Below are 13,345 nucleotides of genomic sequence, written 5' to 3' on the forward strand. Positions count from 1 at the left end.
TCGCCTTGCGGCCAAGTTCGTTGCGGCGAGCGGCTCGGCGTTGCAATCGTCCCCATGGCCGAGACTATCGAAGACCGTTAATGTCCGTTTCTCTGGGAAGCGAGGGGCGCTTGCGGACGACCGGCCAATTCCTGCTGTTGCTGACGGCATTGACTTGTTTCGGCATCGGGTCCGCCCGTGCCGCCACGCTCGATTCCAGCGTTGCCGTCACCGATCCCGCCACCTTGCAGGCGCTGGAGCGTGGTGGCCTGTCGATCAGCCGCCTGCTGGGCCCGGCACTCGGCCTCACCCGCGAGGTCGACAATCGCGGCCTGTTTTCGGTGCCGGCGCTGGCCACGGTGCGCGACACAGTCAAGCGGCAGATAGCCGACGAGCCGAAGACCAGCCCCGATCCCTATGTTGCTGCCATGGCGAAGTCGAAGGACACCAGCCAGAAATTCAATCCGAAATACATCGATGACGACGGCTCGACGCTGGACCTGACCGGCGTCGTCAACCGCATGGACCGTGGCTATCTCGGCCACACCGAATGCGGCGAAATCCGGCTGATCTACCGTTTCCACTATTCGGTCGCGGAAAAGCCTGTGAAGGGAAAGGCGGGCCAGCGCATTTCCTCGCGCCTGCCGCTGACCATGAGCCTGGTGTTCAACGCCAAACCCAGGCAGGCACAAGCGCGCGCCTCGAAGGACCTGCCAAGCGCCACTGACGTGTCCTGCGCCGATGTTGCCCAGCGCTGGCTGGCAGCTGGAAAAAAAGACCTGCCACCCGACCAGCTTGCCGCCTGGCTGCGCTCCGACGAAGGGCCGCTGTCAGGCACCATGCTGAATTCGTCGCAGATCATGCGGCTCGAACTCAACATGCAGGTGCTCAGGCTGTCGGCCTCGACGCGGCGCGATTTCGGCGGCCATGCCGAATATCTCCTGAAGATCTTCAAATGGGATCCGGCTGCGTCCAGCTTCTATGAAGCGAAGATGGAAAACCAGATCGACCGCGCCATTGTGCTGGCCGACAAGCCGTCCTTCGCCAAATGGCTGCTCACCGACCGCAACATCTACGACCTCGACCATGGCCGGCTGGTGATCGACGAAAAGTTCCTGGCCAGGAGCGCCGTCTCCGTCGCCCCCGGCGGTCTCAGCCGGTCGCAGAACAACATCGTCTACGGGCTGGTCGACGACGCGGACATCGACAAGGCGCTGAAGAACTATATCGCCAGGGGCAACACACTCTCGACCATCAAGTCGGTGGCCGGCTTCAACTTGCGGCTCAACGAGATGAGCTGCACCGGCTGCCATCAGACGCGTGGCATTGCCGGTTTCCACTACACCGGCGCAGATCCGGTGAGCGAGCCGCGCCGCAACGCCGTCTTCGTGCCGGGCTCGGCCGTGTTCTTCGCCGACCTGCCGCGCCGCCGCGCCATCGTCGAGCAGTTCGCCGCCGGCAGTCAGCTAGACTTTACGCGCAGCTTCGCCGCCCGTCCGGACGCCAGATATGCCGAGGCGCTGAAAGACACCGACCTCTACAATGGCTGGGGCTCGATCTGCTATCGCGGCGAGGATGCAAGTTTCAAGGACTGGAGCTGCGGTGCGGGCCTGCGCTGCGCCGGTGTCCACGAAAGCGCCTTCCATCCAGGCTTCGGCACCTGCGTCAGCGAAGCAGGCACGGTGGTCGGCGACCCCGTCGAGTTCGGCGAGATCAAGATGTCGAGCTGGGGCAGCGACCAGTATTGCCGCCTGTCGCCGGCCACCGCCAAGGCCTGCGCCATCGACTCCGCGAAGGACAAGAAGCCGCTGGTCAAACTCGCCGGCTATGGCGCCGCGCGCCAGCGCTACGACAATCCGCAGCAGAAGACCGGCGGCTTTCCCGGTGGCATGCTGCGCAAGGCAAGCTGCGACAAGCTTCCCGACGAAGCAACGTGCGGGCGTCTGGCCAAGACCGGCTTCAACGACTGCATCGCGTCGGGCAAGGACCACAAATTCTGCACGAAGGAATTTACCAAGACCGCCGGCCTACGAGCCTGCGACAAGGCGCATCCCTGCCGCGAGGACTACATCTGCACCGCAGGCTATGACGATCTGGCGGAAGCGAAAGCTGGCAAAGGCACCTGCATTCCGCCCTATTTCATCTTCCAGTTCCGCGTCGACGGCCACCCGCGCAGCTGGGTGCAGGACGTCCGCGAGTGAGGGAACGGTTTGTTGAAAGCGCCGCCACCACGTTCCGGCAGACGGCGTTCGCCCAGAACAGCTGACGTCAACCTGACAGACGTCTAATCTTCCTGCTTGGCGCCGGCGCTCTTGCCGTCGGAGCTCTTCGAACGTTCCTCGAAACGAGCCGCGCCCTTTTTCAACGGATGGCCGGTCTCCGCTTCGGTCTTGCGCTCATCCCTGGCCGCCGCCTGTTTCAGTCCCTCGGCAGCCTGCTTGCCCTTTGCGGTCGGTGCCTGTTCAACGCCCATCGCTTCCTCCCTTGCCGCTCGCCTTGCGCGGATGTCAGACCCAACGTGCTCAGCGTGCGAGGGTTCCGGTGGCTGGGGAAATCCAGGCGGAAGCTCAGCGCACTGCTGTCATGGCCTTGCGGAAGGCTTCCAGCGTCTCGGCGCTGACATGGTGCTCGATGCCCTCGGCGTCGATGCGCGCCGTCTCGGCGCTGACACCGAGCGAGCGCAAAAAGGCTTCCACCGTCTGGTGGCGGATGCGGCTCTCCTCGGCGACCTTGCGGCCGGCATCGGTCAGGAAAACGCCGCGATAGGGCTTTCGCGACACCAGCCCGTCGGCGCACAGCCTGGTCAGCATCTTGGCCACCGTCGGCTGGGCGACGCCAAGGCGTGCGGCAATGTCGACCTGGCGCGCCTCATTGCCGTCCTCGATCAGATCGGCGATCAGCTCGACATAATCCTCGACCAGCGCGCTGCGGCGCGCTTCGCGCTGCTGCCGGAATCCCTCCGAATGAATTTCGGCGTCGAGCAGCGGCTCACGCGGGACTGGTCTGTTCTTCGGCGCCAATACGCGCTCCTCCCGAGGCTATCACCCGTCCACGCTTTCATAGCACGGGCTCTGATTCTTCAGGCCGTTTATTTGCATTCCGCCACAGGTGCAACCAGCGCTTCCGATTGCCGTTTCACCCGATGACCGCCAGCCGCCTAAAAGCAACGACAATGAAATATAGCATATTGCATAATGTTGAGCCATGGCATAGCTTGAGGCAACATCGTCCAGTCTCGCGGAAAGCCCTCCTTCATGTCTGAAGCCGAAGCCACAGCCTCCCGTTCCTCATGGCGGTTCGCCAGGCCCGACGAGGACGAGCAGCCCAGCCTGCGCGAAGTCAATTCCTCCATCGCCGTGCCGAACTCGGGCGTCTGGTTCCGTCGCCTGTTCGCCTTCATGGGTCCCGGCTACATGGTCTCGGTCGGCTATATGGACCCGGGCAACTGGGCGACGGATCTCGCCGGCGGCGCGCAGTTCGGCTACACGCTGCTGTTCATCATCATGCTGTCCAACCTGATGGCGATCCTTTTGCAGGCGCTGGCGGCACGGCTCGGCATCGCCACCGGCCGCGACCTCGCCCAGGCCTGCCGCGCCTACTATCCCCGTCCAGTCAATTTCGTGCTGTGGATCGCCTGCGAACTGGCCATCATCGCCTGCGATCTGGCCGAAGTCATCGGCACGGCGATCGCGCTGCAACTTCTGTTCGGCATTCCGCTGATCGGCGGCGCCATGCTGACGGCGCTCGATGCCTTCCTCGTGCTGCTGTTGATGAACAAGGGCTTCCGCTATCTCGAAGCCTTCGTCATCGCGCTTTTGATCATCATCTTCAGCTGCTTCGCCATCCAGATCTTCGTCGCCGCCCCGCCGGCCGGCTCGATCCTGCATGCCATGTTCGTGCCGTCGTCGGAAATCGTCACCAATCCGGCGATGCTCTACATCGCCATCGGCATCATCGGCGCCACCGTCATGCCGCACAATCTCTATCTGCACTCCTCGATCGTGCAGACCCGTGCCTATGAGCGCACCGACAAGGGCAAGCGCGATGCCATCAAATGGGCAACGACGGACTCGACCATCGCCCTGATGCTGGCGCTGTTCGTCAACGCCTCGATCCTCATCGTGTCGGCGGTCGCCTTCCATAACACCGGCCATCAAGACGTTGCCGAGATCGGCCAGGCCTTCGAGCTGCTGTCGCCGCTGCTCGGCCTCGGCATCGCCTCGATCCTGTTCGCGGTGGCGCTGCTGGCTTCCGGCCTCAACTCCACGGTGACGGCGACGCTTGCTGGCCAGATCATCATGGAAGGCTTTCTGCGCCTGCGCATCCCCAACTGGGCACGCCGACTGCTGACGCGCGGCCTCGCCATCATCCCGGTGGTGGTCGTCACCGCGCTCTATGGCGAAAAGGGTACCGGCCAGTTGCTGGTGTTCAGCCAGGTGATCCTGTCGATGCAGTTGCCTTTCGCGGTCGTCCCGCTGGTGCAGTTCGTCTCCGACAAGAAGAAGATGGGCAATCTCGCCATTCCGCGCGGCGTCGCCGCCCTTGCCTGGGTAGTCGCCGCAGTCATCCTGGGGCTCAACTTCAAGCTGCTCTACGACACCCTGTTCGGGATCGGCTAAGCTCCGCCTCGCCGGGACATCGGCTACCCTCTGCGCAGAGGGTAGTTTCGCGACAAATCGGCAATCCGCGCTATGTTGTCCCGCAGCATGGCCCGGATCGAAGACATCAGGAAATTCTACGCGCGGCTGCTGGCCGCCAATGCCGGCTCGCCCGACCCACGCCTGGAAGCGGCTTTCGCGGAGGTGCCGCGCGAAGCGTTTCTCGGTCCCGGGCCGTGGACGGTTATCGCCGGCAACGGCAAGGTCACGACGCCGAGCGCCGACCCGGCCCATGTCTACCAGAACGTGCTGGTGACGCTCGACGACGACAAGGGCATCAACAATGGCGAGCCCTTCCTGCATGCCATGTGGATCGGAAAGCTTGCGCCTAAACCTGGTGAGGCCGTCACTCATATCGGCGCCGGCACCGGCTACTACACCGCCGTGCTGGCCAGGCTGGTTTTACCAGGCGGCACCGTCACCGGCTTCGAACTCGACGAAAAACTGGCCGATCTGGCACGCAAAAATCCCGAAGCATATGGCAATGCAACGGTCGTCCATAGCGATGCGGTGACGACGCCCCTGCCGCCATCCGACATCATCTACGTCAATGCTGGCGTCGCAGCGCCACCAGCAGGGTGGCTGAAGGCGCTGCGGCCTGGCGGCCGCATGATCTTCCCCTGGCGCCCGGCCGAGCGCGTCCCACTGGCGGTGATGGTGATCCGCACGCAAAAAGGCTTCGCCTGCGATCCGTTCATGCGATCGTGGTTCATTCCCTGTGTCGGCGCCTCGCTCGCAGACTCAGCGTCGATGACCCCCACCCGCGAGCAGGCCGCGCGCAGCCGCTCGATCTGGCTGGTGCAGGACAAGGCGCCGGACGACACGGCCACCGCCATATCGGGCGATGTCTGGTTCTCGTCGGAAAGTCTCGAAGCCGGACCTCGCAAATGACGGCGGTTTGCCAAAATTTCATATGTCCTGTCGGACCGGTGGCTCGCCGACCGTCCTTGGGCTGAAGTCCGGCCACCGACGGCGTGGATCGAAGAACGGGAGCATTTGGAATGAGAAAGATCATCTCTGCGACATTCGTCAGCCTCGACGGCGTCATGCAGGCGCCCGGCGGCCCGCAAGAGGATCCGGTCGGCGGCTTCAAGTTCGGCGGCTGGACCTTCCATTACTTCGACGAGGCGGGGGCCGCGGCGATGGACGAACTGTTCTCCAAGCCTTTCGCCCTGCTGCTCGGCCGCAGAACCTACGACATCTTCGCCGCCTACTGGCCGTATCAGAAAGATCCGATCGCGGATGCCTTCAACCCCGCGACCAAATATGTGGCGACGCATCGGCCTGACACCCTCACCTGGCAGAACACGCAAGCGCTCGGACCCGATATCGTCGCGACGTTGCGCCGCCTCAAGCAGGAGGATGGGCCGGACCTGCTCATCCAGGGATCTGGCGATCTGATCCAGACTTTGCTCGCCAACGGGCTGATCGACGAAATTCGGCTGATGATCTTCCCGCTATTGCTGGGCAAGGGCAAGCGGCTGTTCGGCGACAGCGCGATGCCGGCCGCCTTCAAGCTCATCAAGTCGCAGGCAACCAGCACCGGCGTCATCATGGCGACCTACGAACGATCAGGCGAGATCAAGGTTGGATCGTTTGTCGCAGGGGAGCCGTCCGACGCCGAGCTCGAACGGCGCAAGAACTGGAAGTAGCAGGACGGCCTTTGCACCCTTTCCTCTCCCCCGATCGACGGGGTAGAGGAACCCAAGTTCTGAGAAGTCTCTCAAGCCGCCACCGGCCGTCGTGCCAGCCCATCGCGGATATGGCGTGCGAATTCCTGCGCCGCCGGCCCTACCCCATGCCTCGGCAGATGCAGGTTGATGGCAAAATTCGGCAGTGGCGGCAGGCCGGACTCCGCTGGCAATATGTCGAGATCCGCCGGAACCGTGGAGGCTAGCCAGGCGGTGACGGCGAGGTCCGACCGCACCGTCGCCGTCGTCGCGTCGATGTTGCCGTTTTCGAACACGGTGCGCCACTCCAGCCCGTGCTCGCCGAGCGCCGCCAGCACCGCCGGGCGGAAGGCGCAGGTGTCGGCGACGATCGAAACCGGCAGCGGCCGCCTGGCGCGGGCAACGCCGCCCTTGGCGCCGACCCAGACCAGCCGGTCGATTGCAAGGCACTCACCGGCCGACGGGCCGACGCGTTCCTCGATCACCGCAAGGTCGATGGTCCCGGCCGCAAGGGCGGCAGCCAATTCCGGCGACGAGGCGCAGACCAGCGATATCTCGACCTGCGGATAGGTCTCGGCATAGGTCTTCAGCACCGGCGCCAGCAAGGTGCCGACAAGGTCGTAGGGCACGCCGAGCCGCACCTGGCCGGCTACCGATGTCCCAGCCATCTCGGCCCAGATCTCGTCATTCAAGGCCAGCAACCGCTTGCCCCTGCCGAACAGCTGTTCACCGGCGCGCGTCAGCCGCAAGCCAGCCGGTCGCGCCTAAACAGGCTCGAGCCAAACGCCTCCTCCAGCCGTTTGACCTGCTGGCTGACAGCACCTTGCGTCAGGTGCAGCGCATTGGCCGCGGCCGTCATGCTGGCCTTGTCGGCGACGGTGATGAAGGTGCGGATCAGCGCCATGTCGAGATTTCGGATCATGGCTGGCATTATCCATCCTAATGCCGACCATGGCAAACATTGCATTTACTGAAGTTCGCGCGCAGCTACGATCGCAGCCCTGACAGAGGACGCCGCATGCTCGAGCCCATTCTCCCGCTCATCCTGTTTGCCATCGTCGCCACCACCACGCCCGGCATCGCCACAACCCTGTCTACGGCGTCCGGCGCCCAGTTCGGGTTTCGCCGTTCCGTGCCTCTGCTGGTCGGCAGCGCCGCCGGCCTCGCCACGGTGACGGGTGCCGCCGCCGCCGGGCTCGCCGGTCTGCTGCTTGCCATGCCTTCGCTGCAACTGGCCATGAAGGTCATCGGCTCGCTCTATCTCCTCTGGCTGGCGATCAAAATCGGCCGCAGTGGGCCCCCCAATCTGGATGTGAGCATGGCCAGGCCGAACAGCTTTCTCGGCGGCGCCGGCATTCAATGGATGAACCCGAAGGGTTGGGCGATGGGTCTGGGCGCCGCGGCCTCGTTCGCGGCGCTGGCCAGCGGGCCGCTGCAGCTGGCGCTGCTGCTCGGCGCCACCTTCGGCCTCGCGGCCGCCGCTTCGCTGTCGCTGTGGTGCGTGGCCGGCATGCTGCTGGCCCGCCTGCTCAAGACCGAATGGCAATGGCGCGCGCTCAACATCGTGCTGGCGCTGGTGCTGGCCGCCTCGATCATTCCGATGTGGCGGTCGGCATGAAGCCAACCGCCACGCCTTGCTTCAAGCCGCGTAGCGTGCCGCCGGCTTGTCGGCGTGCAGGCTGCCGTAGAAGGCTTGCCGGGCGCCGAGGAAGGTGTCCAGCTTGGCGGCGTCGGCAAGTCCTGGCACGGTGACGGTTTCGCCCTTGGCCAGGCCGACAAGAGCGGCATCGACCATATCGTCGGCGCTCATGATGATTTCCTTCGGAAGCTGGTCGATATCGCTGCCGGCAAGCTCCCAGAAATCGGTCCGTGTCGCGCCCGGCAGCACCACCTGCACCTTCACCTCCGTACCCTCGACCTCGCGGTGCAGAGCCTCGGTGAAGTTGACGACATAGGCCTTGGTGCCGCTGTAGATGCCGCCGAACGAGGTCTCATAGGCGAGCACCGAGGCGATGTTGACGACCGCACCTCGGTTGCGCGCCAAAAACCCCGGCAGCACGGCACGGGTCAGCCGCGTCAAGGCGATGACATTGACCTTGATCATGCGTTCGGCAGCGTCCGCATCGGCGGTTGCCACCACGGACTGGCCGCCAAGGCCGGCATTGTTGACCAGCAGCGTCACGCTGTCGTCGCTGGCGATCTCCTGCTCGACGCGGCGGACGTCGTCGTCGTTGGAGAGGTCGGCGCTGATCACGCTGACCTTGCGGCTATAGGTCTGGCGCAGCTTCCCGGCCAGTTCCTCCAGCCGGTCGGCGCGCCGCGCCACCAGCACCAGATCGTAGCCCTGCCCCGCCAGCCGGTCGGCATAGACCGCGCCGATGCCCGCCGAAGCACCGGTGACGACCGCCGTGCCCTTGTTGCCCTGTCCACTCATTATCCTGTTCCTTCTTCGACTGATCTGGTTCGCTTCGACTGATCCGGCGCCGTGGCATCTGCCGCGCTGCCGGAAAGCCGCTTGATTTGAATTAGTGGCATATGCCACTAATTGTGAAGTAGGCATATGCCACTATCTTGTCAATGATACGGACGAGGATTATTTGAGGGGTGCAGCCGGGCCTCATTCGCCGGCGCCAAGGACCATCATGTCAAAGGACAGCTTGCCCGGCCTCACGCTCTGCAACAACGCCGCGCTGCGCCGTGCGGCGCGCAAGCTCGGCAAGTTTTATGATGATGTGGTGGAGCCGTCAGGCCTCAAGGCGACGCAGCAGGGCCTGCTCTACCAGATCCACATCGGCGACGAGCCGGCAATGGGCGCTATCGCCGCGTCGCTGATCATGGACCTGTCGGCGCTCGGCCATACGCTGAAACCACTGATCCGCGACGGCTATGTCGAGACTTTCGCCGATCCGGAGGACCGCCGCGTCAAGCGTGTGCGGCTGACGCCGCAAGGGTTGGCCAAGCTCGAGGCAGCGATGAAGCTGTGGCAAATCGCCCAGCAGCGTTTCGAGGATGTCGTCGGCAGGGACAAGGCTGAAAAGCTGCGCGCGGCGCTGGATGACATCGCCGCGCTGGATTTTGATCTGCCCCCGGCCAGCTGAGCCGGCCGACGGCTTTCAAAGAGATTACTCGGCAGGCATCTCTACAGGCCGAGCCGCCCAGCGGCCGGCCACCACGATGCCAAGCCCGACGATCGGGAAGATCGCGGCGACCATGCCGAGATCGGCCGGCGCGCCGTAGCGCAGCACGGCGCCACCGACCACGGCGCCCAGCGCCACGCCGAGATAGAGCGCCGAGGCATTGAGCGACAGCACGATCGGGGCGGCATCGGGCGCCAGCTTGATGATGCGGCTGGCCTGCGCCGGCGGGAAGCCCCAGCCGACGATGCCCCACGGCACCATCATCGCCATCAGCGCCGGTCCGGCAATATGCGGCGGCAGAAAGGTCGGGATGACCGACAGCAGGACCAGCATGCCGGCGCTCAGCGCCAACGACCAGCCGACGGTGCGGGTCGCGCCGAACCGGTCGGCGGCCTGGCCGCCGCCAATGTTGCCGATGACGGCGCCGACGCCGAAGGCGAGCAGCATGCCGGGCAGCGCGATCTGGCTGAGACCGCCGCCCTCGATGGCAAGCGGCGCGACATAGGCAAAGACGGTGAAGGCGCCGATCAGCGCCAGCACCGTCGTCAACAGGATCGGCATCACGCCGGGACGCAGCGCTGCCGCCAGCCTGCGCTTCAAGGGCAGCCTGGTGCCAACGATGCCCCGCGGCAGCCGGTACCACAGGATCGCGCCTGCAAGCGCGCCAAGGCCGGCGATGGCAAAAAAGGTGCCGCGCCAGCCGGCAACGGTGGCAACGAGCGCGCCCAGCGGCGCACCCAGGGCAACGGCCACCGTAGTGCCGCCAACGACGACGGCGATGGCACGCGCCCGGTGATGGTCATCGACCAGCGCCACCGCGGTGCCTTGCGCGGTTGCGGCGAACAGGCCCGACGACAGCGCCATGACGATGCGCGCGATCAGCAGCAGTTCGAAGGAGGAACTCAAGGCAGCGGCGATGTTGCCGAGCACGAAGAACACCAGCGTCCACAAGATGACGCGGCGCCGGTCCCATTCGCCTGTCAGCGTCGCCAGGATCGGCGTGCCGATCGCATAGGCGAGCGCAAAGGCGGTGATCAGCGTGCCGGCCAGCGGAATGGAGATGCCGGCATCCGCCGCGATGTCGGGCAGAAGGCTGGAGATGACGAAGCCTTCGGTCGAGATCGTAAACGATCCGAGCGCTAGCCAGAAAAGGCGCTTGTCCATGGCGGGATGTCCTTAGTTCAAAAGTTATTGAACAATTGGACATAATAGGGCATCATGTCAATGAAGCCAGGGAAAAATAGCTGAACCTTCCTGACAGCCCTGTGTCAGCACAGGTCGGCGCGAGACGGAGAAAGGCCGCGTGCGGGCCAACAATGATGGATGCGTTGAAATCGGACCCGACTGTGCTTAGTTTCGAGCCATGACCTTGCCACACCCCAATACGGACCAGATCAGCCTGCCGATCGTGCTTGGCGTGCTCGGCGATCCGACCCGGCTCGCCATCGTGCGCTATCTCGCCAGCAAGCAAGGCGTGCCGCTGAACTGCAGCCAGTTCCTCGATTTCGGCTCGAAGACCAATCTGAGCTACCACCTCGCCAAACTGCGCGAGGCCGGCGTCACCCGTGCCGAGGTGGTCGGCACCAACCGCATGATCACACTGCGCCGCGCCGATCTCGACGCCCGCTTCCCCGGCCTGCTCGACAGCGTCATCGCCGCCGCCGGCGACGACCCCGCTCTGCCGGCGGTCGGCGGCCACGACATCGAAATCCACGCCTGAACGCCGAAGAATTTGGGTTCCTCGCCTTACGGACGTGGGAAAAGGAAAAGCGGCGTCACACAGGAGCCTCCCGAAAATGCGCATCGCCGTCCTCGCCGATATCCACGGCAATGTGCTGGCGCTCGACGCCGTGCTTGACGACCTGCGCCGGCGCGGCGGCGCCGACCTGACCGTCAATCTCGGTGACAGCGTTTCCGGCCCGCTATGGCCGCGCGAGACGTTTGCGCGGCTGGAGGCGCTGAACCTGCCGACAGTGCGCGGCAACCACGACCGCCGTGTCGCCGCCGACCCCGCTGATGACACCATGTGGCCCTCCGACGCCTATGCGCAGGAGCGGCTGACCGAGACGCAGCGCCAGATGCTTTTCGCCCAGCCGCTGACGCTGGAGATCGCACCCGGAATCATCGCTTTCCACGCCCGTCCCGACCATGACGAGAAATATCTCGCCGATACCATCGTCAATGGCCAGCTGGTGCGTGCGCCGCTGACGGCGATCCGGCGGCGGCTGAAGGCGCTCGACCCGGCTTGCCGCATCGCGCTGTGCGGCCACAGCCACCGCGCGGAACTGATCCGCGTCCCCGATGGTCCCGTCATCTTCAACCCGGGCAGCATCGGCTGCCCCGCCTATGACGATTCGACACCGCCGGCGCATGTCTCCGAGCAGGGCTCGCCACATGCGCGCTATGGAATCGTCACCTTGGGCGGCAACGGCCAGCCCGACCGCTTCGAGGCCATCGCCGTCGACTACGACCACGAGGCGGCCGCCAGGCAGGCCGAACAGGCGGGCCGTCCGGAATGGGCTCACGCGCTCAGAACCGGGTTCATGCCCCTGCCCGGCTGAACGCTCTTGCGTTCATGCCCGGCTGAGTAGGCTCACGGCCTGGCGGGCCGGGTTGGGACCGGCGGAACGGCGAGCCGAATTTTCGGGCTTACATGGCGCCGCGTCGTCCCTTATAAAACCGGCCGGGCTTGCGGCGGGCTCGATCCGCCGAGGCATGATGTCAGCGCACGGCCAAACGATGAGGCGCACAGTTACGCTCCGAACAACCCTGCATGCGCTGATTGCTGCTCCGCTGTTGATGACGGCGTGGCCGGTGATTGCCCCCGCTATGGCTGAAGAGATGGCCCAAGAGGCGCCGGACCTCGTCATCTCCGTCGTCACCGGCCTGGCGCCGGACGACCTTCTCAAGGTCCGCACCACCGCATCGCCGGTCGCCACGGTCGAGGCGCGGCTGAGCAGCGGCGACATGGTCACCAATCTCGGCTGCAACGACATCAACGGCTACAAATGGTGCAAGATCGAGAGCACGGGCAAGGAGAAGCTGAGCGGCTGGGCGCCGGCGCGCTATCTCATTCCCCTCAATCCGGCCCCCTATGTCGAAGGCGAGACAAGACCGGCCGATGCGCCGGTGGTTGCCTCCACCGGCAGCGCCAATGAGGCCGGGCAGGCCTCGGCGCCGGATCAATCGCAGGCCACCAATAGCGCGCCGGTCGCACCGCCCGACCTGACAGCGCGGCTTGGCGGCGCCGCTCCGGCAGCCGAAAGCACGCCAAAATCCGCCGCCGAAATCGGCCGCGCCGCGATGCAGGATGCGTACGTACTGGCGCTGGCGGCGCCTGACGTCCCGCTTGATTCCGCTCCGACGCCGGCTTCTGGCCCCGAGATTCCCTGCGCCCGCTATGTCGGCCAGCCAATGGAGCGCTGCAAGGTCAACGTGGTGCACACCGCCGACAAGGCGAACATCACTGTGACCTGGCCCGATGGCGGCACGCGCATCATCTCCTTCCGTGCCGGCCAGCCGGCCGGTTCCGACGCGGACGGCAATTTCCGCTTCACTCGGGAGGGCAGCCTCAACATGATCCGCATCGGCGAGGCCGAGCGGTTTGAGATTACGGATCAGCTGGCGCTGGGGAATTAGAATTTAGGGGAGTAAGGGAGTAGGGGAATAAGGGAGTATGTTTGGAATTCCCTCGAACCCACCCTATTCCCCTATTCCCCTATTCCCCTACTCCCCTATTCCCCTACTCCCCTACTCCCCTACTCCCCTACTCCCCTACTCCCCTACCTCGCATTTTCGGGGTTACATCGGGCAGAACTCTTCCCTATAAGGCCCTCCTAGCCTGATACCAGAATCGCGAGCACAACCGGCCGGGTCTTCCCGTCCCGGTTTTTTGTGCAAG

General features: G+C 64.8%; 13 protein-coding genes and 1 pseudogene. 9 read left to right on the top strand and 5 right to left on the bottom strand.

Going from position 1 to position 13,345, the window contains the following annotated elements; genetic code table 11:
• The first annotated feature begins 80 nt into the window (after positions 1-80).
• Entirely contained in the window at positions 81-2,180 is a 2,100-nt protein-coding gene (locus tag NKJ04_RS21030; protein ID WP_352677290.1) for a hypothetical protein, read from the top strand.
• Between the two features lie 83 nt (positions 2,181-2,263).
• Here the strand turns inward: NKJ04_RS21030 and NKJ04_RS21035 are convergent, their stop codons facing one another.
• Both NKJ04_RS21035 and mntR read right to left on the bottom strand, forming a co-directional pair.
• Positions 2,264-2,452 carry a hypothetical protein gene (locus NKJ04_RS21035; RefSeq protein WP_352440442.1) on the bottom strand — a complete coding sequence of 63 codons (189 nt, stop codon included), beginning with the start codon at positions 2,450-2,452 and terminating at the stop codon, positions 2,264-2,266.
• Between the two features lie 94 nt (positions 2,453-2,546).
• Positions 2,547-2,999 carry a manganese-binding transcriptional regulator MntR gene (gene mntR / locus NKJ04_RS21040; RefSeq protein ID WP_352440441.1) on the bottom strand — a complete coding sequence of 151 codons (453 nt, stop codon included), beginning with the start codon at positions 2,997-2,999 and terminating at the stop codon, positions 2,547-2,549.
• 234 nt (positions 3,000-3,233) lie between these two features.
• On the opposite strand from mntR, the gene NKJ04_RS21045 reads away from it, so the two are divergent.
• The 3 genes from NKJ04_RS21045 (at position 3,234) to NKJ04_RS21055 (ending at position 6,289) form a co-directional block, all read left to right on the top strand.
• Complete coding sequence (locus NKJ04_RS21045) at positions 3,234-4,598, top strand: Nramp family divalent metal transporter (protein ID WP_352556103.1); 1,365 nt, start codon at positions 3,234-3,236, stop codon at positions 4,596-4,598.
• 87 nt (positions 4,599-4,685) lie between these two features.
• Entirely contained in the window at positions 4,686-5,528 is an 843-nt protein-coding gene (locus NKJ04_RS21050) for a protein-L-isoaspartate O-methyltransferase family protein (protein ID WP_352677329.1), read from the top strand.
• A gap of 110 nt (positions 5,529-5,638) precedes the next feature.
• Positions 5,639-6,289, top strand: coding sequence for a dihydrofolate reductase family protein (locus NKJ04_RS21055; protein WP_352677291.1), 651 nt, complete (start codon positions 5,639-5,641; stop codon positions 6,287-6,289).
• A gap of 71 nt (positions 6,290-6,360) precedes the next feature.
• On the opposite strand, the pseudogene NKJ04_RS21060 reads toward NKJ04_RS21055, so the two are convergent.
• A pseudogene (locus NKJ04_RS21060) lies at positions 6,361-7,229 on the bottom strand (LysR substrate-binding domain-containing protein).
• A 96-nt stretch (positions 7,230-7,325) separates the two neighbouring features.
• On the opposite strand from NKJ04_RS21060, the gene NKJ04_RS21065 reads away from it, so the two are divergent.
• Complete coding sequence (locus tag NKJ04_RS21065; protein WP_352677292.1) at positions 7,326-7,925, top strand: LysE family translocator; 600 nt, start codon at positions 7,326-7,328, stop codon at positions 7,923-7,925.
• A gap of 21 nt (positions 7,926-7,946) precedes the next feature.
• Here the strand turns inward: NKJ04_RS21065 and NKJ04_RS21070 are convergent, their stop codons facing one another.
• The gene (locus NKJ04_RS21070) at positions 7,947-8,741 is read right to left on the bottom strand and encodes an SDR family NAD(P)-dependent oxidoreductase (RefSeq protein WP_352677293.1); all 795 of its coding nucleotides are present in this window, start codon (positions 8,739-8,741) and stop codon (positions 7,947-7,949) included.
• A gap of 208 nt (positions 8,742-8,949) precedes the next feature.
• On the opposite strand from NKJ04_RS21070, the gene NKJ04_RS21075 reads away from it, so the two are divergent.
• The gene (locus NKJ04_RS21075; protein WP_352556093.1) at positions 8,950-9,405 is read left to right on the top strand and encodes a MarR family winged helix-turn-helix transcriptional regulator; all 456 of its coding nucleotides are present in this window, start codon (positions 8,950-8,952) and stop codon (positions 9,403-9,405) included.
• 24 nt (positions 9,406-9,429) lie between these two features.
• Here NKJ04_RS21075 and NKJ04_RS21080 read toward each other — a convergent pair whose 3' ends face one another.
• The gene (locus NKJ04_RS21080; protein WP_352677294.1) at positions 9,430-10,608 is read right to left on the bottom strand and encodes an MFS transporter; all 1,179 of its coding nucleotides are present in this window, start codon (positions 10,606-10,608) and stop codon (positions 9,430-9,432) included.
• 199 nt (positions 10,609-10,807) lie between these two features.
• On the opposite strand from NKJ04_RS21080, the gene NKJ04_RS21085 reads away from it, so the two are divergent.
• The 3 genes from NKJ04_RS21085 to NKJ04_RS21095 all read left to right on the top strand — a co-directional run bounded on the left by NKJ04_RS21085 (position 10,808) and on the right by NKJ04_RS21095 (position 13,083).
• Positions 10,808-11,164 carry an ArsR/SmtB family transcription factor gene (locus NKJ04_RS21085; RefSeq protein ID WP_127260980.1) on the top strand — a complete coding sequence of 119 codons (357 nt, stop codon included), beginning with the start codon at positions 10,808-10,810 and terminating at the stop codon, positions 11,162-11,164.
• Positions 11,165-11,240: 76 nt separating this feature from the next.
• Positions 11,241-12,005 (top strand): metallophosphoesterase family protein, encoded by a 765-nt coding sequence (locus tag NKJ04_RS21090; protein WP_352677295.1) that lies wholly within the window; start codon positions 11,241-11,243, stop codon positions 12,003-12,005.
• Between the two features lie 178 nt (positions 12,006-12,183).
• Positions 12,184-13,083: an SH3 domain-containing protein gene (locus tag NKJ04_RS21095; protein WP_352677296.1), complete on the top strand. Its 900-nt coding sequence runs from the start codon at positions 12,184-12,186 to the stop codon at positions 13,081-13,083.
• Positions 13,084-13,345: the final 262 nt, after the last annotated feature.

The sequence above is a fragment of the Mesorhizobium sp. M0618 genome, assembly GCF_040320765.1.
Taxonomy (GTDB): Bacteria; Pseudomonadota; Alphaproteobacteria; order Rhizobiales; family Rhizobiaceae; genus Mesorhizobium.